Below are 22075 nucleotides of genomic sequence, written 5' to 3'. Positions count from 1 at the left end.
GATGTGCGGCAGAGCCGCACATCAGTCGAGCCCCGCGCCCCTTGGTGTTGCCTGGTGCCCCTCGGCGTTCAGCCCTGCCGGACGGAGAACAGCACGAAGCCGTAGCTGAGGCCGGTGGCCTCCGGGTGCTGCTCCAGCCAGGCGTCCGCGGTGCCGTCAGGGAACTCCATCCGCAGCACCGCTGCGAAGTCGTCGCGCGAGTCGAAGGCCCACTCACTCAGCACCTCGGTGCGCTCCGCGCCGCGCTCGGACCACCAGGCGTGGGTGCGGACACCGCCACCCATCGCCGCCGAGCCGGCGGACGCGCGCAGGAGTTCGGCGAAATCACCGTTCTGCCAGTCGTTGTCGATGACGACCAGGGTGCCGCCGGGCCGCAGTACCCGGAGTACCTCTTGCAGACCGGGTTCACAGCGCGGCGGCCAGAAGTACGCGAAACGCGCGTGAACCACGTCGACCGACGCGTCGGGCAGCGGGATGTGTTCCGCGGAACCCGTAAGGACGCGCGCGGAGGCGTCCCGCGCCGCGGCGAGCGGGACCAGGCCGGGATCCGGCTCCACGCCGATCACCTCCGCGGCGTCCGCGTAGCAGCCGAGCCAGAAGCCGCTGCCGCAGCCGAGGTCGACGAGGGAGCGGCCCCGCCACGGGGCGATCTCCGCCAGGGCGCCCAGCACCAGACCCTTGGGGTCGACCGCGCGGTTCTCGATCTCGTAGAGCTCGGGGTTGCCACCCTGGTTCGGGGCGGGGGAGAAGTCGGACAGCTGCACGGCGAACCTCTTCTGAGAGACGGCGATGCGGAAGGGCCCGCCCGATCATGGCGATCGGGCGGGCCCTTCGGCGAACGGTTTCCGCTACGCGGGCGTCAGACCGCCTCGCCCGCCGGGGTGGAGACGGCGACCGGGGTGTCCGAGACAGGCGTCTGCAGCGGGAAGTGGCAGGCCGCCACGTGGCCGTCGCCGAAGAGGCGCATGGCCGGCTCCTCCTCCGCGCAGCGCTCCTGCGCCAGCGGGCAGCGGGTGCGGAAGCGGCAGCCGGACGGCGGGGCGACCGGGCTGGGCAGCTCGCCCTTGATGCCGCCGCCGCGCTTCTCGCGCTCGACCTCGGGCTCGGGAACCGGGATGGCCTCCAGCAGACCCGCCGTGTAGGGGTGGGCCGCCCGCTGGTAGATGTCCTCGCCGGAGCCGACCTCGACCATCTTGCCCAGGTACATCACGCCGATCCGGTCGGCGAGGTACTTGACCACCGCCAGGTCGTGCGAGATGACCACGTAGGACAGGTCGTGCGACCCCTGCAGACGCTTCATCAGGTTGAGCACCTGCGCGCGGATCGACACGTCCAGCGCCGAGACCGGCTCGTCCGCGACGATGACCTTCGGGTGCAGGGTCAGCGCGCGGGCCAGGCCGAGGCGCTGACGCTGACCGCCGGAGAACTCGTGCGGGAACCGCTCCAGCGCCGACTTGGGCAGACCGACCTCGCCGAGCAGCTCGGTGACCAGGGACAGCTGCTCCTGCGTGGTGCCGATGCCCTGGATCTGCAGCGGCTCGCGCAGGATCGAGCCCACGCGCATGCGCGGGTCGAGCGAGGCGTGCGGGTCCTGGAACATCATCTGCAGGTCGCGGCGGTGGCGGCGCAGTGCCTTGCCGCGCAGCGAGCCCACCTGGGTGCCGTCCAGGGTGACCAGGCCGGAGTTGGGCTTCTCCAGGCCGACGATCATGCGGCCCAGGGTCGTCTTGCCGCAGCCGGACTCGCCGACGAGGCCGAAGGTCTCGCCGTAGCCGAGGGAGAGCGAGACGCCGGAGACGGCGTGCACGACGGCCTTGTTGCGGCCGAACATGTTGCCGCCGACCGGGAACTCCTTGACCAGGTCGGTGACCTCGAGCAGCGGCCGCTTCTCCTTCACGGCCGGAGCGGTGCGCTCGGTCGCGATGGTGGAGGCCGTGAGGTCCAGCGGGCCGTCGACCGGGTGGAAGCACGCGAAGGTGTGCTCCTTCGGGCCGGCCAGCTTCGGGTCCTCGGTCCGGCACTCGTCCGTGGCGTAGCTGCACCGCGCCGCGAAGCGGCAGCCGGTGGGCGGGCTGGCCAGGTCCGGCGGCAGGCCCGGGACGGTGAACAGCTTCTGCGTGTTGTCCTGCGCCAGGCGCGGGATCGAGGCGAGCAGCCCCTGGGTGTAGGGGTGCCGCATGTCGCTGAAGAGCTCGTCGGTCTTGGTGGACTCGACGATGCGCCCCGCGTACATGACGTTGATCCGGTCCGCGTGCCCGGCGACCACACCCATGTCGTGGGTGATCAGGATCATCGCCATGCCCAGACGATCCTTCAGGTCGTTGAGCAGGGTGAGGATCTGGGCCTGGATGGTGACGTCGAGCGCCGTGGTCGGCTCGTCGGCGATGAGCACCTTGGGCTCGCAGGCGAGCGCCATGGCGATCATGACGCGCTGGCGCAGACCGCCGGAGAGCTGGTGCGGGTAGTCGCCCAGGCGCTCCTTGGGCTTGGGCAGACCGACCAGGCCGAGCACCTCGGCGGCCCGCTCCATCGCCTCGGCCTTGCTGACCCCGCGGTGCAGCATGACCGGCTCGGCCACCTGGTAGCCGATGGTCTTGGTGGGGTCCAGGGAGCTCATCGGGTCCTGGAAGACCATCGCGATCTCGTTGCCGCGGATCTTGCGCATGTCCGGTTCGGCCAGGTCGACCAGCTCGCGGCCGTCCAGCTTGATGGAGGTGCCGCCGACGAGCTGACCGCCCGGGGGCAGCAGGCGCATCAGCGAAAGGCCGGTCATGGACTTGCCACAGCCGGACTCGCCGACCAGGCCGAGGGTCTCCCCGGCCTCGAGGTGGAAGGAGACACCGTCGACGGCCTGGACGCTGCCGCGACTGATGGCGATGTGGGTGGTGAGGTTGTTGACCTCGAGAAGAGCCATGGTTGTTCCTCGATTCCGTCTCTGTCTGTGCGGGCGTCGTCAGCGCTTGCGCAGTCGGACGTCGACGGCGTCGCGGAGGCCGTCACCGATGAAGTTGAAGGCCATGACGACCAGCACCAGAGCGATGCCGACCGGGAAGACCTCCCACCAGTAGCCGTTGGACAGGTTGCTCTGGGCGTCACCGAGCTGCGAGCCCCAGTCGGTGTTCGGGTATCGGACACCGAAGTTGAGGTAGCCGAGGGCAGCCAGGGCGAGGATCGCGTCGGCGATCTGGAAGGTGATGTTGACGATCACCGTGCCCATGGCGTTCGGAATCAGGTGCCGGAAGATCAGGCGGGTGTTGGTGCCGCCCATGACCCGCGCGGCCGAGACGAAGTCGCGCACCTTGAGGGTGAGCACCTCGCCGCGGATCAGTCGGGCCGGGACCAGCCAGGAGAAGACACCCAGGATGATGATCAGACCCCAGGTGTTCGCCCCGTAGCGCTGCGAGATGATCAGCACGACCAGCAGGAACGGCAGCGACAGCAGGATGTCGACGATGCGCATCAGCGTCGCGTCGATCAGACCGCCCAGCAGACCCGCCACGGCGCCCCAGAGGGTTCCGATGACGGTGGCGATGACGGCGGCGGCGAAACCGATCCAGAGAGAGGTCTGACCACCGATCATGATGCGGCCGATGATGTCGAAGCCGTTGCTGTCGGTGCCGAGCGGGTGCCCGGCACCGGGCGCCCCGTCGGTGTTCAGCAGGTCCGTGGTCTCCTGGTTGGAGTGGTAGAACACCGGGCCCAGCCAGCAGAACAGGATGAAGAAGACCAGGATGGCCACACCGGCCACGGCCATCTTGTTCTTCAGGAACTCGCTGAGCGTCAGCTTCCAGGCCGCGGTGGAGCTCTGGAGGTCGCCGGCGTCGGAGACGGCGGGGGCCGCCGGCTCGGGGGCGGCCGGGGACTCGATGGTGACGCTCACGTCGACTCCTCGGGCTGTCTCGGTCTCGGTCTCGGTGGAGACCGCGGGAGTGTTCGTCTCGGACATGGCGCTACACCAGCTTGATGCGGGGGTCGGACAGGGTCAGGCAGATGTCGGCGATGAGGTTGCCGACGACCGTCAGGACGGCTGTGATCAGGGTGTAGGCCATCAGGACGTTGTAGTCGTATCCCTGCAGGGCGTTGACGAAGAGCAGGCCCAGGCCGTTGATGTTGAACGTGTACTCGACCAGCAGGTTGCCCGCGATCAGCAGCGGCAGCGAGAGGCCGATCAGCGTGATCATCGGCAGCGAGGCGTTGCGCACCAGGTGGCGGGAGTAGACCAGGCGCTCCGAGAGGCCCTTGGCCCGAGCCACCTTGATGTAGTCCTGAGCCAGCACGTCGAGGGCGGCCGAACGCTGGTAGCGCGAATATGAGGCGACAGCCGTGATCGTCAGTGCCACAATCGGCATGATGAGGTCGGGCCAGCCGGCCAGCGCCCCGGAGAGGGTCTGGTCCTGCGGGACGTTGGGGTTGACCCACTTCAGGCTCAGTGCGAAGACCTGGACCAGCACCAGCGCGACCAGGAAGGTCGGCATGGAGTAGAAGATCATGGCCAGCGAGGTGGCGGCGATGTCGCCGAAGCTGTTGCGCTTGACGCCCTGGTAGATGCCGAGGGGCAGCGCGACCAGGATGGACAGCGCCAGGGAGGCGACCGTCAGGAAGCCGCTGAGCGGGGCCTTCTCGGTGAGCAGCGCGGTCACCGACTGGTTCAGGTGGTACGAGTAGCCGAGGTTGCCCTGGAAGAGGTGGCCCAGATACGTGGCGAACTGGTCCCACCACGGCTTGTCGAAGCCGTTGGCATGGTTCCAGGCCTTGATGGCCGCCGGCTGCGCCTTGGGTCCGAGGACGGTGATCGCGGGTGACGGCGCAATGATGTGCAACATCAGGAACGTCACCAGGATGATGCCGAAAACCACGAGGATCGCTGTGGTCAGGCGTCGGATGAGATAGCCCGCCATGTCCGGGATCTCCTCCTTCGTAATGGTTCGGGGGGGAGGAAGACAGCCCTCCTTGGAGCTGCCTGGTGACGCCACGCGGCCCACCCGGAGTTGGTGCTGGGTCCGGATGGGCTGCGAGGCATCGGCCGGGGCGACGGCTGACCGTTGATCAGGCCGTCGCCCCGTGTGCGATCCCGGCTTACTTGGTGAAGTACCAGTCTTCGGGGTTGAGCATGAACTGCGTGGCGGCGGCGAAGGAGTCGGTCGAACCGGACAGCTTCGGGCTCCAGGCGTAGACGCGGTCCTCGTTCGGCTGGAAGAGGCCCGGCAGGTCGGCGTCGACCGCGGTGATCTCGTTCTTCAGCGCGTTGGAGTCGGTCGACGTCATCGAGTTCTGGATGAGCTTGTCGAGCGTCGGGTCCGAGAAGCCACCCTGGTTGTACGAGCCACCCGTGTTGAACAGGTTGATCGTCGAGGGGTAGATGCTCTCGGTGAAGCCACCGAAGTCGGCCATGCCCCAGTTGTTGTCGTTCTTCGGGGTGGAGACGACGGACTCGTTGGTGACGATGTTGTTGAAGGTGTCGGTCTTCAGCGTGACGTTGATACCGATCTGCTTCAGGTTGGCCGCGAACGCGGTCATCATCTGGCCGACCGACTTCGGCGTGCTCGTGTAGAACATCGTGAAGTTGAGGTTCTGGCCCTTGACGATGCCGGCGCCACACTGGTTGGCGGCGGTGCCCGGGCTCGTGCAGGTGGTGGTGCCGTTCGGGACGACGGTCCAACCGTGCGACGTGAGCAGCTGCTTGGCCGAGTCCACCGAGAACGGGAACGGGTTGGTCAGCGCGCTGGCCGGCGTGTACGGGGACTTCGGCACGACACCCAGCGGGCCGTACGCCGGGGCAGCCAGACCCTTGAAGACACCCTTGATCTCGGCGTCCTGGTCCTGCAGGTGGGCGAACGCCTGGCGGACGTAGAGCTGGGAGATGGCCTTGTCCCAGCCGCCGGTGGTGTTCTTGAAGTTGAAGTAGGAGAAGTTGAAGCCGAACGACGGCAGGCCGTAGACGACGTAGCCGTTCGACTTCAGCTTGCCCAGCTGCGGGTAGTTGTCGCTCTTGACGTAGCCGAAGTCCAGCTTGCCGGACTGCAGGTCGTTGAACTCGGCGGTCGGCGAGGTGTAGGCCAGCTCGTCGATCTCGGCGATGTTCGGCTTGCCCTCACCGGTGTAGTTCTTGTTGGCCACGAAGTTGGCCGCACCGGTGGAGGTGTTGTACATGCTGATCTTGTACGGGCCGTCGACGACCTGCCACAGCGGGTTGGTCTGGTAGGTGTCGAGCTTCTTCGACGCGGCCGACAGGTAGTCGTAGATCGCCTTGGCGTTGGCCGGCTGGGTGTAGTCCAGCATCGAGCCGTTGTCGGAGGACTTGGCCCAGGCGTGCGCCGGCATCGGCACGATCTGCGCGAACTCGGTGCCCAGCACCCAGTCGGGGTTCAGCACCTGGTTGAAGGTGAAGGTGACCGTCTGGTCGTCCGGCGCGGAGACGGCCGTGACGTTGTCCGGGAACTGACCGGGCGTGTAGTTGCCCATGTTGGCCGGGCTTTCCTTCACCGCGGCCTTGTACTCGTAGTACCAGAACAGGACGTCCTTGGACGTGACCTTCTGGCCGTCCGACCAGGTGTACTTGCCGTTCAGCTTGATGGTGAAGGTCTTGCCGTCCGCCGAGACGGTCGGCTTGCTGTCCGTCATCGAGCGCGAGTAGTCCCAGTCCGGGGTCGAGCCCTTGGGAGACCAGAACAGGCTGCGCCAGCTCAGGTACTGGAACTGGTACTGGTCGTAGACCGAGGAGTTGGCAGCCGGGGTGAGCGGCATGATCCAGTTCGGCTGGGCGCCGACGTCCTCGGCGATGTGCAGCGTGCCACCCGGGACGACGTTCGAGGAGGCAGCGGGAATGGTGCCGTACGAGTAGTCGGATGCGGTGTTCGGCTTGGTGTTGTTGTTCGTGCCGCCGCTGCTCCCGCACGCGGACAGTGCCAGCGCGCCTGTGGCCACCAGGGCCGCCGCCTGCAGGACCCGAAGGTTCCTTCTGCTCATGTATCCCTCCCGGAGTCGGTCATTCGCGTCCGCTGCCGGTGGTCAGGAACACCGAACAACAACGCCGTAGCTGAGGCACATACTGATGGGCGAAGGAACCCTATGTCGACAGCATACCGATCAAGGATTGATAACGCTCAAACGACGGGTAACGGCCATTCATTGTTTCGGCTATTACTTGCCACCACTTGACGCGGTGGCAACATGCTCTGCTGAGAGGAGAGTTGGGTGCAAGTCTGTCCGATAATCGGACGGTGATCAGGATGAAGCGGGTAATTCGGACACATCGGGCAATCAATGACGCACAAGACGTTTTCGGGCGGAACGCCGATTGTGCTCGAAGTCAACCCTCCTATTGTGGGGAATCGGGCCGCAGGCGGGGGGAATTCACCTTCCCGGTTGGAATTCCGACAATGCGCTGGGAAATGCTTTGGAAACAGAACGCCCCGGATGTGCGGTGTGCACATCCGGGGCGAACGGTCGACGAACGGTCGACCGGGTTGCCGTCGGGCCGGGCTCAGATCGTCGTCGACGTCGCTCCGGCAGGCTTGCTGAGCAGGGAGACCAGCGCGGCGGCGACGTCCTGCACCGTCACAGGCTGCCCGTTCTTGGTGTGGGCGTTGTCGAAGGCCGGACCGTAAGCGGCTTTCAGCTTGGCCAGGTTGAAGACCGGGACGAAGGCGCCGGAGGCGTTCGGCTGCAAGGTCAGGGCCTGGCTGAAGGTGTTCTTACCGAAGAGTATCGACTGACCGCCTGCGGTCACCTTGAACGGCTGCTGCATGGCCCAGGCGCCGAGGGTGCTCGCCGCCTCTTCTGCGGCGGCCGACGTGGCCTTGGGCTTCACCGTCGTGACCGAGAGACTGACCACCGTGTCCGCGCCGCCGTTGGCGCGGGCCTTGAAGGCCTGCTCGACGAGCGGCATCGCGGCGTCCACGTCGAGGCCGCTCCCGGCCTTCGGCGGCGTCACCACGGCCTTGCCCGCGACGAAGTGGACGCTCGCCTCGGCGGAGCTGCCGGCGGTGGAGAGCTGCTGCAGCGCGGAGCGGAGCTTGTCGGGGTCGATGGTGACGACCGGCGCGACCGCCTTGCCCTGGCCGAGCAGGGACTCGATCACCGTGACCGGGTTGTAGTCGTGGTGCGCCACGCTGTCGACCGTCGCGGTGGTGTCGATGGTCAGACCGGCGACGGAGGGGTTGAGCTTCGCGGTCCGGCCGCCGATCGAGACGGTGATCGGGCGGGCGGCCAGCGGACCGAGGGTGCTGTCCAGCGTGTTGAGCGCCTGGTCGCGGGTGTCGCCGCCGATCGCGTGCCCGAGCACGGTGGTGCCCTTGGGGATGTCCGCCTGGTTGAGCATCAGCCCGGCGCCGTAGGCGCCCGCGCCGGCCAGGACCAGTGCGCCGACGGCGTATCCGGTGAGCTTGCGCGCCCTGCCGCCACCGCGCTTGCCGCCGCCCGAGGACGGGGCGGTCGAGGCGCCGGTTCCGGCCCCGCCGCCGACGGGTTCGGGGCGCGGCTGGGCGCCCGCGCCACCGGTCCCGCCGGCGAAGCCGTCGGCGATCGGCTGCGGCCGCGGGACGGGCGGCAGCGTCGCGGTCTGGCCCGCGGCGTTCCCGGCACCGGCCTTGCCCCCCTTGGCACTGCCCTTGGCGCCCTGCCGACCTGACTGGCCCGCCTGAGGCTGGCCCGTGGTGGCCTTCGGGGAACGGCGCCGGCCGCCCGGCTCGCCCTGCTGGCCGGGCATGCCCGGCATGCCGGGTTGGCCGAACGGCTGGTCCGGAGCGCCGGGTGTCGGGGTGGCTATGGGCGCGCCGAAGGCGGTGCCCGCCATGGCTGCCCCGGGCGGCGGGAAGCCACCCTGCGGGAACCCGCTCTGCGCGGCGTCCGTCTGCGGGAAGCCGCCCGGGGGGAAGCCGGTCTTCGGGAAGCTCCCCTGCTGTCCCTGCTGTCCCTGCTGTCCCTGCTGTCCCTGCTGTCCCTGTGAGCCCTGCTGCCCCTGGGGGTCCGTCAGCGGGTCGGCCAGCGAGGGGAACTGGAGCGTCGGCTGCGCGCCGGTGGTGCTGGACCCGGAAGCCTCGGGCGCGCCCTGGGGGCGCGCACCGCGGGCGCCCAGCACCGGCCGCGGCGGCAGGGTCGGACCGGGCGGGGTCTGTCGCGCCTGTCCCTGCGGGGTCTGGCCCGGCGACGGCTGCGGACGCTGGGGCAGCGGCTGCTGCGCCCCGGTCGCCCAGGGCTGGGCCTCCGGCATCGCGTCACGGCCGCTGCCGTAGGTCAGATCGAAGCCCGGCATCGGCTGCCCGTCCGTGCCCGGACCGGCCGGGGTCTGCCGGGACTGCGGCGACTGCGGCGCCGGGAACTCGCCCGTCGCGAACTGGCCCGTGCCGAACTGGCCGGTCGACGACTGGCCGGTCGGGGACTGGCCCGTGCCGAACTGCCCCGTCGGGAACTGGCCCGTGGACGACTGGCCCGTGGCGGGTTGGCCGGTTGGGGACTGACCGTTCTGCGGCTGCGCCGACGGGCCGCGTCGCTGCGGCTGCTGAGCCTGCTGCGGCTCGAAGGCGGCGGCCGGGGAAGCCGGAGGGGCCGTCGGCGGCTCCTGGAAGAGCGGCTGCGCGGGCGGCGGCGGAGGCGCGGACGCGGAGGACGGTGCGGGCGACGGCGCGGCGGCCGGCGGCGGCGTCTTCTTGCGCGGCGCGAACCACTCGCTGGGATTGCCTCCCTCGGCCTCCGCAGACTCGGCGGAGGGCGTCGCCTGAGGCGAATCGCCGGACGTGAGCCACTCCGCCGGCAGGTCCGGCGGAGCGGCGGCGCGCGCCCCGGAGTCCATGACGCCGAGCACGGGCGATCCGGAGGTGTCCGCGCGGCGACGCCGAGGCGCGGACTGCTCGCCGGTCTCCTCGTTGAGCGGGCTGCGGACGACGACCTCGGGGATCGGTCGCGAGCCCGGAATGTTGATCTTGATGCGGGTGGTGAGTGTGGTCTCGGTGCGCGGCTCGTCGCGGCCCGGGGACTCCTCCCCGGCGCCCGGCCGACCTGCCTGCGGCGGCTGCCCCGCGCGGGAGAACGCCGCGTCGCCGGGAACGCCGTAAGGGTGCGTTCCCGAGGGGTAGGAGTCGCCGCCCTGACGAGGCGACATCGGATTGTCGGATTCTCGACTCACTGCTGCTCCGGTTCGCGCCCGCTCACGTGGCGGTGCGCGGTTGTGGATCGTTGTTCCCCGCGTCCCGTGGGGCTGCGGTTGCGGTGTGTGGAACCGCGGTCTCCAGCGTTGCGGGGACCACCTTACTGGGAGCCGTCCCGACGCGGACTTGCCGGAGGGAGAACGGGCCCGGAAGGCCCGTGGCGGTAGGGGGAGAGCGCCGGCCGCGCCAGCGTCAGAACCGAACCGAGCAGGCCCAGGAAGAGCAGCGCGAGGCTCGTCGCGCTGCCGCCCCAGATCAGATCGCCCTTCGGGGTGCTGATGCTGGCGACGAGCAGCATGCCCAGCCAGGTGGCCGCGGGGACGAGCGCGCCCGTCCTGGTGCCGGTCAGGGTGCCGCCGCCGTAGCTGAGCGCGATGATCCCGGCGGTGCCGAGCACGAGGCCGCCGCCGCTCCACAGGTCCACGATGAGTGCGCCTGCCAGACCGACGACGGCGCCGAGGACGCCGAGCAGCAGATACGCCGTCATTCGCCCCGGGCGGCCCAGCGGATACTGTCGCGCGGGCGGCTCGGGCGAGCCGTTGCGCGGAGCCGGGACCCGGGCTGCGCCTCTCGCGCCGCCAGGGCCTCCGGAACCGCCCGAACCCGCCGAGCGGTCAGAATCGCCCGAACCACCCGAACGACCCGAACCGCCTGAACGACCTGAACCGCCCGAACCTCTCGAACCGCCCGGACCTCTCCCGGAGTCGTGCGAACTGCCGGAATCGCCCGGGCCGCCGCCCGCGCGGCCGCGACCGGAGTCGCCCGATCCCGGTGCCTTGCCCAGCGGCTGATTGCCACTCACGCGTCCGCCCCTGCCCGCTCGTCGGCGTCGGCCTCGACGCCGGAGAAGAGGTCGGTCTCCCAGCCCGTCCTCGCCTCGACGGGACCGGGCTCGCCGCGGACCAGGCGGTAGTACTCGATCGAGGGCAGCGGCTGGCCGAGCTCGTTGGAGAGCGCGAAGAACGGCCCCTCGACCGCGATCTGGGTGGCGTGCGCGCTCATCGCCGCAGCCTTGGCGTCCGCGAAGGGCGTGCCGTCGACCGCGGCGGTCACCTCGGCGTCGTCGACGACGCCCGGGACGTCGTCGGCGCCGGCGATGCCCGGGAAGGGCGACTCCTTGCCGGCGGCGCGCAGCGCTGCGAACCCGGCCTCCACGACGGAGCGCGGGATGGCGTTCCAGTAGACCTTGGCGATCGCGTGCGCCGGGCCGAGCTCCGGGCGGAAGCCTCCGTCGGCCGCGAGCTCCGCGCCGCGCATGGCCACCCGGTGCGCCTGGATGTGGTCGGGGTGGCCGTAGCCGCCGTTCGGGTCGTAGGTGACCAGGACCTGCGGGCGCACCTCGCGGACGACGGCGACCAGCTCGGCGGCGGCCTCGTCCAGGTCGGCCTGCCAGAAGGCGTCGGGCCGGACGTTGCTGGGGACGCCCATCATCCCCGAGTCGCGCCAGCGGCCAGGTCCGCCGAGGAAGCGGTGGTCGGTGACGCCGAGCTCGCGCATGGCTGCGGCGAGCTCGGTGATCCGGTGCGGACCGAGGGCGTCCTCCCGGTCCGCGACGAGGTGGGCGTGGTCGTCGCCGATGACCTCGCCCTCCTCGCCCAGCGTGCAGGTGACGAGGGTGACGCCGACGCCCTCGGCGGCGTATCGGGCCATCGTCGCGCCGTTGCCGATCGACTCGTCGTCGGGGTGGGCGTGCACGAGGAGCAGGCGCCGGTCGGCGCGGGCGGCCCGAGGTGATTCCGTCATGGCGCTCAGCCTAGGCGGTCGGGCCGACGGCACCCCACAGGCGTCGGGGACGACTGTTCGGCCCGGCTAGAGCTTGATACCGGTCAGCATCCCGGCGACGCTCGTGGTGACCGTCTTGATCGACGGCGCGATCGAGCTGGAGGCCAGGTAGAAGCCGAGCAGCGTGCAGGCGAACGCATGCCAGAGCTTCAGACCGGAACGCTTGACCAGGATTCCCACGATGATCAGCATCAGCACTGCTGCGGAAATGGGCAGAACCATCGCGTCTCACACCTCTCGGTTGTAGGCGGCGGGGACTGCCGCCCAGTAGGACGGGCGCACGGGCCGTGCCCGTGAGTGATGGGTGGGTCACTTTCCGTCATCATGCGTCGTGCGCTGCTCCGACGCACAACCTCGGCGCGCGGGGGCGACGCATGAGCGGGCGCCTGAGCGGGCGTGGAGGGGCCGAATGGGGGAGGGGCGCGCGCGCAGCGTTTGCGGCAAGCCGGGGTCCCTTCGATGCCGCGCCGCTAGGGTCGGGGCATGGCCCAGGAGATCACGTTCCCCCGTCAGTTCTCGCGCACGCAGCGCTTCACACTCGGCGCCCCGCGGTCCTTCTCGGTGTCCCCGGATGGTCGAAGGGTGACCTTCCTGCGCAGCCGTGGCGGGACCGAACGGGCGAACCTGCTGTTCGTGCTCGACCTTTCGAACGAAGCTGCTCCGTTCGAGCGAGTCGCGGCCGATCCGGTCGCCCTGCTCGGCGGTGGCGAGGAGAACCTCTCCGCGGAGGAGCGGGCTCGCCGTGAACGCGCCCGCGAGGGCTCCGCCGGCGTCATCGGCTACGCGACCGACGCGGCGGTCACCATGGCCGCCTTCAGCCTCTCTGGTCGCCTGTTCACGGCCCCGCTGACGGGTGGCGACGGTTCACAGCCCAGCGCCGGTTCACCCGGTGCACACGGTTCGCAGGCCGTCGAGCTGCCTGCCCACGGCGTCGTGCTCGACCCTCGGCCGGCACCGGACGGCCGCCACATCGCCTACGCCACCACCGACGGTGCGCTGCGCGTCATCGCCGCCGACGGCAGCGGCGACCGGGTGCTCGCCGACGAGAGCGATCCGGAGGTGACCTGGGGCCAGGCCGAGTTCATCGCCCAGGAGGAGATGGACCGAAGCCGCGGCTTCTGGTGGGCACCGCAGGGCGACCGGCTGCTCGCCGCCCGGGTCGACAACCGTCCCGTCCAGCGCTGGTGGATCGCCGACCCGGCCAACCCGGACCAGGAGCCGCTGGAGATCGCCTATCCCCAGGCGGGCACCCCCAACGCCGAGGTGGGCCTGGCCGTCGTCGAACTCGACGGTCGCCGCGTCGACGTCGGCTGGGACCGCGAGGCCTATCCGTACCTGGCCCGCGTCCACTGGTCGGCCGGCGGCCCGCCGCTGCTGCTCGTGCAGAGCCGCGACCAGCGACGCCAGATCATCCTCACCGTCGACCCGGCGAGCGGCGAGACCGTCCCGCTGCACGAGGAGGGCGACCCGGACTGGGTCGAGCTCTTCTCCGGCGTGCCGGTGTGGACGCCGGACGGCCGCCTGGTCCGCGTCGCGGACGACCGCGCAGCGGACGTGCGCACCCTCGTCGTCGGCGACCGGGCGTTGACGGACCGCTCGCTGCACGTCCGAGGCGTGCTCGACGTCACGGGCGAAGACGTGCTGTTCACCGCCTCGGCGGGGGAGGACGCGACGGCCCCGGAGATCGGCGAGGTGCACGTGTACCGGGTCGACACCCGCGGCGGCGCGGGCACGGTTCACAGGATCAGCGACGCGCCCGGCTACCACTCCGCCGTGCGCGGCGGCCCGCTCACCGTGCTGAGCTCGGCCGTCCTGGGCCGCCCCGGCGCTCTCGTCCGCGTGCTGCGCACCACGGCCGGGTCCGCGACCGGGTCCACGGCCGCACCCGGCGCCACCGACACGGCCGACGCCACCGAGGTGGCCCGGATCGCCTCCCACGCGGCGACGCCGGTGCTCACGGCCCGCCCTGTGCTGACCCTCGCGGGCAAGCGGCGCATCCCCACGGCCGTGCTGCTGCCCACCGGCTACGACCGGGAACGCGACGGCCTGCTCCCGGTGCTGATGGCCCCCTACGGTGGTCCGCACGGCCAGCAGGTGGTCGCGGCGCAGAGCATCTTCCTGTCCGCCCAGTGGTTCGCCGACCAGGGCTTCGCCGTGGTCGTCGCGGACGGGCGCGGCACGCCCGGCCGCAGCCCCGCCTGGGAGAAGGCGATCATGCGGGACATGGCCGGGGTCACCCTGGACGACCAGGTCGAGGCGCTGGAGGCGCTCGCAGCCGACTTCCCGCTCGACCTCCGCCGGGTCGGCATCCGCGGCTGGTCCTACGGCGGCTACCTCGCCGCCCTGGCCGTGCTGCGCCGCCCCGACGTCTTCCATGCGGCCGTCGCCGGAGCGCCCGTCACCGACATGGAGCTCTACGACACCCACTACACGGAGCGCTATCTCGGCCACCCCACCGAGGAGCCGCAGGTCTACGCCGCCCACTCGCTGCTGGCCGACGCTCCGAAGCTGAGCCGTCCGCTGCAGATCATCCACGGCCTGGCCGACGACAACGTCGTCGTCGCCCACAGCCTGCGTCTCTCCTCGGCGCTTCTGGCCGCCGGACGCCCGCACGAGGTGCTGCCGCTCTCCGGCGTCACCCACATGACGCCGCAGGAGGAGGTCGCCGAGAACCTGCTGCTCCTGCAGGTCGACTTCCTGCGCCGGTCGCTGCCGAGGGCCTGACCGCCACCCGGCCGTCATGCCCCGGCCCGTGACTTCTGTCATGGGCGGTCATGGAGGCGCGGCACTGCTGCCGCGCCCCCGTGACCTGCGAGTCTTCTTGCATGACGACTTCCACCGAAGCAGCTGTGAACCAGGACAGCACGGGGGCGGGCCGGAAGGACTTCGCGGAGCGCGAAGCGAACGGCCGCCCGCACACCGAGGTAGCGGCGTTCCGCAACGTCAGCAAGGACTTCGGGACCGTCAAGGCGGTCCACGGCAGCACCTTCACCCTCCACCCGGGCGAGACCGTCGCCTTCCTCGGCCCGAACGGCGCCGGCAAGTCCACCAGCATCGACATGCTGCTGGGCCTCAAGGACCCGAGCGCAGGTCAGGTGACGCTCTTCGGCGGCACACCGCGCCAGGCGATCATGAACGGCCGGGTCGGCGTCATGCTGCAGAGCGGCGGCCTCCTGCCCGAGGTCACCGTCCGCGAGCTGGTCGGCTTCGCCTGCAAGGTCCACCCGCGCGGCTACGCCGTCGACGACGTGCTGAAGACCGCCCAGATCCTCGATCTGGCCGACCGCAGGGTCGACAAGCTCTCCGGCGGTCAGGAGCAGCGGGTGCGCTTCGCGCTCGCCACCGCCGGCGACAGCGACCTCATCGTCCTGGACGAGCCGACCACCGGCATGGACGTCACCGCCCGCCAGGCCTTCTGGTCGGTGATGAAGGCCCAGGCCGACGCGGGCCGCACCATCCTCTTCGCCACGCACTACCTGGAGGAGGCGGACGCGATCGCCGACCGCGTCCTGGTCATGCACAAGGGCCGCCTGATCGCCGACGGCACCGCCGCCGAGATCAAGGCCCGCGCCGGGCAGCGTCGCATCTCCTTCGACCTCCACCCGCAGGACGGCGGCGACGCCTCGCTGTTGAACACCCTGCCCGGCATCACCGCGCTGGACGTCAGCGGCCACACGGTCCGCATCGCCACCAGCGACGCCGACGCCACCATGGCCGCCGTCTACCGCGTCGGGCTCTATCCCCGCGGCCTGGAGGTCACCGGGGTCGGCCTGGAGCAGGCCTTTATCACCATCACTGCGGAAGCCACTGCGGCCGAGGGGAACTGACCATGTCTCAGCTGATCCGGCTCGAGGTCCTGCGGGTGCTGCGCAACCGCCGCTACCTCTTCTTCACGGTCGTCTTCCCGGCGATGATGTTCTTCTTCTACGCAACGTCGTTCAAGAACCAGACGTTCGACGGGATCTCCTACAAGACCTACTACATGGTCTCGATGGCTACGTTCGGGACGCTCAGCGCCTCCCTCAACACGGCCATGCGGATCTCCCTGGAGCGCAAGAGCGGATGGACCCGCCAGCTCCGGCTCACCGCCCTGCCCGGGTGGGTCTACGTGGTGTCCAAGGTGATCGCCGCCGGTGTCGTGACCCTTCCTTCGGTGCTCGTGGTCTTCGGGCTCGGTGCGGTCGAGGGCGTCCACTTCCCGGCCAGTACCTGGCTGGGCATGGGTCTCGCGGTCTGGGCCGGTGGATTCGTCTTCGCGGCGGCGGGCGTCGCCCTCGGTTACGCGGCCGCGCCGGACACGGTCCAGCCGATCACCATGGTGGCCATGATGGCCATGGCCTTCCTCGGTGGATCATGGTTCCCCGTGACCGGCGGCCTGAAGACGGTCGGCCAGTACACTCCGGTCTACCTCTACAACGAGCTGGCGAAGTACCCGGTCAACGGGGTCTCGGTGGGCGCCTCGCAGGTCGTCGGCCTCGCCGCCTACCTCGCGGTCTTCGCAGCCCTGGCGGCCTGGCTCTACCAGCGCGATCGCAAGACCGTCTGACGCACGGATCCACCACGGGGACAGGACGATGAGCGAGATGAGAGAGCCGCGGTTCGAGCCGCCGCGGGTCGGGGTTCCCCCCGAGAACCGCCGGCAGATGTTCGTGAAGCTGTGCTGGATGCTGATCTGGATGATCTATCTGGCCTACCCGATCTCCGATCTGTTCGGGCGCCATGGGGCAACGAAGACCGCCTTCGGCTGGGTCATGATCGTTCTCTTCCTGGCCTGCTACGTCTCCCTGGTTCTGCGCCGCCAGGTCAGGGGGACGGCCGTCTCCTGGGACCGCGGGCACGCCGTCTCGCTGGCCCTGATGTTCGCGGCGGCGGTCACCACCTCGCTGGTGCTGGACGACAACTGGCTCGCGCTGTTCACCTACACCGCCGTCGCGGCCGGCGCGGTGCTGCCGCCCCGCGTCGCCGCGATGGGTGTCGTCGCGGTGGTCGCGACCCAGGTCGCGCTCGGCCTGGCGGCCGGCATCGACCGCACCGGGCTGGCCGGCATGGCCCTCGGCGGGCTGCTGGGCGGCCTCGCCATGACCGGCCTGCAGCAACTGGTGCGCACCATGGCGGAACTGCGCGAGGCGCGGCAGGCGGTGGCCGCGCTCGCCGCGTCCGACGAGCGCCTGCGCCTGGCCCGCGACCTGCACGACCTGCTCGGACACTCGCTCTCGCTGATCACCCTGAAGACCGAGCTCACCGCCCGCTTCATGGACCAGGAGCGCTACGAGGAGGCGCGGGCGCAGGTCGGCGACATCGAGAAGGTCTCCCGTCAGGCCCTCGTCGACGTCCGCGAGGCGATCGGCGGCTACCGCCGTCCCAAGCTCGCCGTCGAACTGGCCGCCGCGCGGACCGCGTTGACCGCGGCGGACATCACCATCGACGCGCCCCTCTCGCTCGCCGACCCGCGCCCAGGGCTCGGCGCCGAGGAGGAGGGCGCCCTCGGCTGGGCGCTGCGCGAGGCGGTCACCAACGTCGTCCGTCACAGCGGCGCGACGCAGTGCCGCATCCGCCTGATCGAGGACCACGCTCCCGACGGCCGCCTCGGACGGGTGCTCACCCTGGAGGTCGCCGACAACGGCAATCTCGGCAAGCAGGCCCGTCAGAGCCCGCACGGCAACGGCCTGACCGGCCTGTCCGAGCGTCTGGCCCTCGCCGACGGCACGCTGAGGGCCGGTCCCGCGTCCGGCAAGCACGGCTTCGTCCTGCGGGCGACCGTCCCGCTGCGCCCCGGGACCGCCGAGACCGCCAAGTCTGCCGAGACCGCCGAGACCGCCGAGAAGCCTGCCGAAGATCAGCCCGCGGCCGGTACCGTGCAGGAGTGATCAGAGTTCTGCTGGCCGAGGATCAGGCCATGGTCCGTGAGGCGCTGGCCGCGTTGCTGAGCCTCGAAGGGGACATCGACGTCGTCGCGCAGGTCGCCCGCGGCGACGAGGTGGTGGCGGCCGCCCAGACCCACGAGGTCGAGGTGGCCCTGCTGGACATCGAGATGCCGGGCCTCACCGGCATCGAGGCGGCCGGGCGGCTGCGGAAGGCCCGCCCCGGCATCAAGATCGTTGTCCTCACCACCTTCGGCCGACCCGGCTACCTGCGCCGCGCGATGGAGTCCGGTGCGGACGCGTTCCTGGTCAAGGACGCCCCAGCTTCCCAACTCGCCGAAGCGATCCGCCGCGTGCTGCGCGGCGAACGCGTCATCGACCCCACGCTGGCGGCGGCCGCTCTCGCGGAGGGCGCGAACCCGCTCACGTCCCGGGAGCGGGACGTCCTCGCGGCAGCGGCGGACGGCAGCGCGAACGCGGACATCGGTGGGCGACTGCACCTCTCCGAGGGAACGGTCCGCAACTACCTGTCGGCGGCGATCCAGAAGACGGGCGCGAGGAACCGCACGGAGGCGGTCCGCATCGCCATGGAGAAGGGCTGGCTGTAGGGCCCGCTGCACACGCTGGGGGCGCGGTGCCGTGCTGATTTGCGACTCAGCCGCGTGCGCGCGGGCAACCACCCCTGCGGATGGCCCTGCGCAGTGCAGACCACCTGCTCGCAGTGGCCCGCCGCGTGGTTCCTCGCGACCCTGGGTGGTGCAACTGAACCTCGGCGGCTGAACCTCAGCGGCTGGACCTCAGTTGAGCCTGAACCGGGCTGCCTTGGCCTCGAGGCGGACGCGCTTGGCCGAGTCCGGGTCGAAGGCGTCGAGGATGGTCGCGTACTCCTCCATCTCGGCCGCGCCTTCCACGAAGTGGCCCGTCTTGACCAGCAACTCCGCCCGTTCGAGGCGGAGTTGCGCCGGGTGGCGGGGGAGGAGGAGCGAGAGCTCCGTCGCCCACAGCTGCGTGCGGGCGTGTTCGGGCCGCGCCGTGGCCCAGTTGCGGATGTTGGCGAGCGTCCGCAGGACGATGTCCTGCGGGTTCGCGGCACGCAGCAGGTCCGGGGAGAGCCGGTAGCCCGCCTGGGCGACCAGGGCCTCGGTGTCCTCGGTGGAGAGGATCCGACCGCCGTGGAAGGCGTCCACCAGGACGTACTCGCCGTTCGGGTCGCCCACGCCGACCACGAAGTGGCCCGGCAGGGGCACGCCGTACACGGGCAGGCCGACCATCCGGCCCACCGCGATCCAGACCGTGGCGATGGTGATCGGCAGGCCGCGTCCGCGCCGCAGCACCTCGTGCAGCAGTGAGGACTCGAGCCGCTTGTAGACGCCGGGCCCGCCCCGGAGATCCGCCGAGCCCGCCAGCGCGCCGGCCAGCACCGCCGCGGTCTCGGCGGGGGCCGGTTCCGACCCGCCTGCGTGGAGCGAGGCCTCGCGCAGCGCGGCGCGCACCACCGACGCCAGGCGTTCCAGCGCGTCGAACGAGGGGGCCAGCGCCTCGTCGAGGCGTCCGGGACGGGCCGCCAGACCTGCCTCGAAGCCCATGAGCAGGCACAGCAGCTCGAGACTCGGCTGCTCCGCGCGCGCCTCCGCGGCGAACCGCGCCCTGCTCTCCTCGCTCACGGGCGAGGATTCTATGCGCGCTGAGCCACCTGATCGTGTCTCACGCGTTCAGTCTGGCGTAGGAGTAGCGGTAGGCGGTGTCGAAGCCGAGTTTGTCATACAGGGAGCGGGCGGCCGTGTTCTCCTCCTCGACCTGCAGGTACGCGCCCGACGCGCCCTCCTCCGCGGCGCGGGACGCCAGGGTTGCCATGACCGCGCCCGCCAGACCTCGTCGTCGCGCCTGCGGCACCACCTCGACGGCGCCGAAGCCGGCCCACTCGCCCTCCACCACGCAGCGGCCGATCGCCGCGGGGCCGTCCGTCACCTCGGGCAGGGTGACCGAGGCGAACCAGACCGAGGGCCCGCTGTGCAGCAGCGCTCGCGCCGCGGTCGCCTTGGCCTCGTCCCCCTCGACCCGCTGGTAGCGCGAGAGCCACGCCGCGTCGGCGGTACGGGCGAGCCGCACGTCCACCGCGACCGGCGCGGCCAGCCGCGCGATCGGCGCGGTGCGGACCTGTGTGACGGCCTCCGACGCGCCCCGGGCCGCCAGCGCGGCCTCCAGGCCGTCGGTCGAACCGGGCCGCACCACCTCGACGAAGGCCGGCAGGCCGCGCGCGGCGTACCAGTCGTGCACCCGGTCCAGCGCCTCGCCCAGCGGCAGCCCCGGATCGCCCAGCGTCTGCGCCGAGTTGCCGCGTCGCGTGAAACCGGACGAGGACCGCAGCACCCAGCCGCCCAGCGGCTCCTGCTCCAGCGCGGACCAGCCGCGAGCGGCGATCCGCTGGAACTCGACCGGGTCCGGGACCGGCGGTGCCGCGAGCGAGCGGCGCAGCGGCTTCGGGGGCACCGTCTTGCCCGCCACCAGGGTCGACTCCGGCAGTTCGACGTCCTGCCCGCCCTGGTTCACGACTGTCAACACCCCGCGCCCGCGGTCCCAGGATGTGAGCACACCCGGCGTGTCGCTGAACTGCGGCCGATCTTCCTCAAAGCCGACAACACGCCGCACCATGACGCGTCTTCCCAGGTCAGCGGGGGTGAGTCGGAACGCCGACCGGTCGACTGCTCCCGCTTGGGACGTCATGATGCCTACCTCCGTTACATTCGGTGCCCTCGACCGGCGATACTAGGGGCGGGCATCGACGACGCCGCGCTTCCCTTGCGCGATAGGCCCTTACTAGGAGGAATGACAGCGTGACCTACGTCATCGCGCAGCCTTGTGTCGACGTGAAGGACAAGGCGTGCATCGAAGAGTGCCCGGTCGACTGCATCTACGAGGGCCAGCGGTCCTTGTACATCCACCCCGACGAGTGCGTCGACTGCGGTGCGTGTGAGCCGGTCTGCCCGGTCGAGGCCATCTTCTACGAGGACGACACCCCGGAGGAGTGGAAGGACTACTACAAGGCGAACGTCGAGTTCTTCGACGACCTCGGCTCGCCCGGTGGCGCCTCCAAGCTCGGTGTGATCGACAAGGACCACCCGTTCATCGCGGCCCTCCCGCCGCAGAACCAGGACCACTGAGTTGACTCCGTCGCACGACAACTCCGCCGCGCCGTCCCTCCTCGGAGGGGCGGCGCGCCGCGTCTCGGCCCTGCTTCCGCCCTTCCCGTGGGACCGGCTGGAGCCGTACAAGGCGATCGCGACGGCACACACCGACGGCATCGTCGACCTTTCCGTCGGCACCCCCGTCGACCCGGTGCCCCAGCTGGTCCAGGACGCGCTGGCCGGGGCCTCGGACAGCCCCGGCTACCCCACGGTGTGGGGCACCACGGCGCTCAAGGACGCGCTCGTCGGCTGGGTCGAGGGCCGCCTGGGCGCGCGGGGGATGACCCACCACAACGTCCTGCCGGTCGTCGGCTCCAAGGAGCTCGTCGCCCAGCTCCCGTGGCAGCTGGGCCTGGGCCCCGGCGACCGCGTGGCTTTCCCGCGTCTCGCCTACCCCACCTACGAGGTGGGCGCGCGGCTCGCCCGCGCCGAGTACGTCGTCTACGACGACCCGACCGAGCTGGACCCGGAGGGCCTGCGGCTGCTCTGGCTCAACTCCCCGTCCAACCCGACCGGCCGGGTGCTCGGCGTCGAGGAGCTGCGACGGATCGTGGCCTGGGCCCGGCAGCACGGCATCCTCGTCGTCAGCGACGAGTGCTACCTGGAGCTGGGCTGGGAGGCGGAGCCGGTCTCCGTCCTGCACCCGGACGTGTCCGGCGGCTCGGTCGAGGGTCTGATCGCGGTCCACTCGCTCTCGAAGCGGTCGAACCTGGCCGGCTACCGCTCGGCGTTCATCGCCGGCGACCCGGAGATCCTGGGCGAGCTGCTGGAGATCCGCAAGCACAGCGGCTTCATGGTCCCCGCCCCGGTGCAGGCGGCGACGGTCGCCGCGCTGGGTGACGTCGCGCACGTCGCGGAGCAGCGTGAGCGCTACGCCGCGCGCCGCGACGCGCTGCGGGCGGCGCTGGTCGCCTCGGGCTTCCGCATCGAGCACAGCGAGGCGAGCCTCTACCTGTGGGCCACCCGCGACGAGCCCTGCTGGGACACCATCGCGGACCTCGCCAAGCACGGCATCCTCGTCGCCCCGGGCGAGTTCTACGGCTCGGCCGGCGCGAACCACGTCCGTGTGGCCTTCACCGCCACGGACGAGCGCGTTGCGGCG

At 70.8% G+C, this 22075-nt stretch carries 18 protein-coding genes; 7 read left to right on the top strand and 11 right to left on the bottom strand.

Annotation, left to right across the window (positions count from 1 at the left end; translation table 11 throughout):
• Positions 1–68: 68 nt before the first annotated feature.
• From TR49_RS02110 to TR49_RS02070, 9 genes are all read right to left on the bottom strand, one after another.
• Positions 69–764 (bottom strand): class I SAM-dependent methyltransferase, encoded by a 696-nt coding sequence (locus tag TR49_RS02110; protein WP_201776140.1) that lies wholly within the window; start codon positions 762–764, stop codon positions 69–71.
• A gap of 95 nt (positions 765–859) precedes the next feature.
• Complete coding sequence (locus tag TR49_RS46560; protein WP_042376530.1) at positions 860–2914, bottom strand: ABC transporter ATP-binding protein; 2055 nt, start codon at positions 2912–2914, stop codon at positions 860–862.
• A 39-nt stretch (positions 2915–2953) separates the two neighbouring features.
• Positions 2954–3946 carry an ABC transporter permease gene (locus tag TR49_RS02100; protein ID WP_084724478.1) on the bottom strand — a complete coding sequence of 331 codons (993 nt, stop codon included), beginning with the start codon at positions 3944–3946 and terminating at the stop codon, positions 2954–2956.
• Between the two features lie 4 nt (positions 3947–3950).
• Positions 3951–4898: an ABC transporter permease gene (locus TR49_RS02095; RefSeq protein WP_042376528.1), complete on the bottom strand. Its 948-nt coding sequence runs from the start codon at positions 4896–4898 to the stop codon at positions 3951–3953.
• A 178-nt stretch (positions 4899–5076) separates the two neighbouring features.
• Positions 5077–6966: an ABC transporter substrate-binding protein gene (locus TR49_RS02090; protein WP_084724477.1), complete on the bottom strand. Its 1890-nt coding sequence runs from the start codon at positions 6964–6966 to the stop codon at positions 5077–5079.
• Positions 6967–7483: 517 nt separating this feature from the next.
• On the bottom strand, positions 7484–10099 hold the full coding sequence (locus TR49_RS02085; RefSeq protein ID WP_042376524.1) for a peptidoglycan binding domain-containing protein: 2616 nt from the start codon (positions 10097–10099) through the stop codon (positions 7484–7486).
• A gap of 146 nt (positions 10100–10245) precedes the next feature.
• The gene (locus tag TR49_RS46255) at positions 10246–10947 is read right to left on the bottom strand and encodes a DUF6113 family protein (RefSeq protein WP_268874047.1); all 702 of its coding nucleotides are present in this window, start codon (positions 10945–10947) and stop codon (positions 10246–10248) included.
• Positions 10944–11888 carry an N-acetyl-1-D-myo-inositol-2-amino-2-deoxy-alpha-D-glucopyranoside deacetylase gene (gene mshB / locus TR49_RS02075; RefSeq protein WP_042376520.1) on the bottom strand — a complete coding sequence of 315 codons (945 nt, stop codon included), beginning with the start codon at positions 11886–11888 and terminating at the stop codon, positions 10944–10946. Before mshB ends, TR49_RS46255 begins: the two co-directional genes overlap by 4 nt.
• 66 nt (positions 11889–11954) lie before the next feature.
• Positions 11955–12149 (bottom strand): hypothetical protein, encoded by a 195-nt coding sequence (locus tag TR49_RS02070; RefSeq protein WP_042365063.1) that lies wholly within the window; start codon positions 12147–12149, stop codon positions 11955–11957.
• Positions 12150–12410: 261 nt separating this feature from the next.
• Here TR49_RS02070 and TR49_RS02065 point away from each other — a divergent pair, with 261 nt between their 5' ends.
• The 5 genes from TR49_RS02065 to TR49_RS02045 all read left to right on the top strand — a co-directional run bounded on the left by TR49_RS02065 (position 12411) and on the right by TR49_RS02045 (position 18396).
• Positions 12411–14651, top strand: a complete 2241-nt coding sequence (locus TR49_RS02065; RefSeq protein ID WP_042376519.1) for a S9 family peptidase — start codon at positions 12411–12413, stop codon at positions 14649–14651.
• 101 nt (positions 14652–14752) lie between these two features.
• Positions 14753–15754: an ABC transporter ATP-binding protein gene (locus tag TR49_RS02060; RefSeq protein WP_084724475.1), complete on the top strand. Its 1002-nt coding sequence runs from the start codon at positions 14753–14755 to the stop codon at positions 15752–15754.
• A 2-nt stretch (positions 15755–15756) separates the two neighbouring features.
• Positions 15757–16473, top strand: coding sequence for an ABC transporter permease (locus TR49_RS02055; protein WP_042376517.1), 717 nt, complete (start codon positions 15757–15759; stop codon positions 16471–16473).
• Positions 16474–16501: 28 nt separating this feature from the next.
• A complete protein-coding gene (locus tag TR49_RS02050) occupies positions 16502–17794 on the top strand; it encodes a sensor histidine kinase (protein ID WP_236653184.1) in 1293 nt (430 codons plus the stop codon).
• Positions 17791–18396 (top strand): response regulator transcription factor, encoded by a 606-nt coding sequence (locus TR49_RS02045; protein WP_084724474.1) that lies wholly within the window; start codon positions 17791–17793, stop codon positions 18394–18396. Before TR49_RS02050 ends, TR49_RS02045 begins: the two co-directional genes overlap by 4 nt.
• 189 nt (positions 18397–18585) lie before the next feature.
• On the opposite strand, the gene TR49_RS02040 is transcribed toward TR49_RS02045, so the two are convergent.
• Together TR49_RS02040 and TR49_RS02035 are read right to left on the bottom strand one after the other, a co-directional pair.
• A complete protein-coding gene (locus tag TR49_RS02040) occupies positions 18586–19452 on the bottom strand; it encodes a transglutaminase family protein (protein WP_236653183.1) in 867 nt (288 codons plus the stop codon).
• A 40-nt stretch (positions 19453–19492) separates the two neighbouring features.
• A complete protein-coding gene (locus TR49_RS02035; RefSeq protein ID WP_084724473.1) occupies positions 19493–20512 on the bottom strand; it encodes a GNAT family N-acetyltransferase in 1020 nt (339 codons plus the stop codon).
• Positions 20513–20622: 110 nt separating this feature from the next.
• On the opposite strand from TR49_RS02035, the gene fdxA reads away from it, so the two are divergent.
• Complete coding sequence (fdxA, locus tag TR49_RS02030; protein ID WP_042365070.1) at positions 20623–20949, top strand: ferredoxin; 327 nt, start codon at positions 20623–20625, stop codon at positions 20947–20949.
• A 1-nt stretch (position 20950) separates the two neighbouring features.
• Positions 20951–22075, top strand: a 1125-nt coding sequence (dapC, locus tag TR49_RS02025) for a succinyldiaminopimelate transaminase (protein WP_042376999.1), incomplete at its 3' end; no start/stop codon positions are given.

This window comes from Streptacidiphilus melanogenes (assembly GCF_000787835.1).
Lineage (GTDB): Bacteria > Actinomycetota > Actinomycetes > Streptomycetales > Streptomycetaceae > Streptacidiphilus > Streptacidiphilus melanogenes.
Note: the sequence above shows the minus strand (reverse complement) of the source record. Positions and strands in the feature narration are given on the sequence as shown.

Bases quoted from the DNA above. Each gene is read 5' to 3' on its own strand.
- TR49_RS02060 (WP_084724475.1), top strand. From the start codon at position 14,753: ATGACGACTTCCACCGAAGCAGCTGTGAACCAGGACAGCACGGGGGCG.
- TR49_RS46560 (WP_042376530.1), bottom strand. From the start codon at position 2,914: ATGGCTCTTCTCGAGGTCAACAACCTCACCACCCACATCGCCATCAGT.
- TR49_RS02090 (WP_084724477.1), bottom strand. From the start codon at position 6,966: ATGAGCAGAAGGAACCTTCGGGTCCTGCAGGCGGCGGCCCTGGTGGCC.
- mshB (WP_042376520.1), bottom strand. From the start codon at position 11,888: ATGACGGAATCACCTCGGGCCGCCCGCGCCGACCGGCGCCTGCTCCTC.
- TR49_RS02050 (WP_236653184.1), top strand. From the start codon at position 16,502: ATGAGCGAGATGAGAGAGCCGCGGTTCGAGCCGCCGCGGGTCGGGGTT.
- TR49_RS02070 (WP_042365063.1), bottom strand. From the start codon at position 12,149: ATGGTTCTGCCCATTTCCGCAGCAGTGCTGATGCTGATCATCGTGGGA.
- TR49_RS02035 (WP_084724473.1), bottom strand. From the start codon at position 20,512: ATGACGTCCCAAGCGGGAGCAGTCGACCGGTCGGCGTTCCGACTCACC.
- TR49_RS02085 (WP_042376524.1), bottom strand. From the start codon at position 10,099: ATGTCGCCTCGTCAGGGCGGCGACTCCTACCCCTCGGGAACGCACCCT.
- TR49_RS02100 (WP_084724478.1), bottom strand. From the start codon at position 3,946: ATGTCCGAGACGAACACTCCCGCGGTCTCCACCGAGACCGAGACCGAG.
- TR49_RS02065 (WP_042376519.1), top strand. From the start codon at position 12,411: ATGGCCCAGGAGATCACGTTCCCCCGTCAGTTCTCGCGCACGCAGCGC.
- TR49_RS02055 (WP_042376517.1), top strand. From the start codon at position 15,757: ATGTCTCAGCTGATCCGGCTCGAGGTCCTGCGGGTGCTGCGCAACCGC.
- TR49_RS02095 (WP_042376528.1), bottom strand. From the start codon at position 4,898: ATGGCGGGCTATCTCATCCGACGCCTGACCACAGCGATCCTCGTGGTT.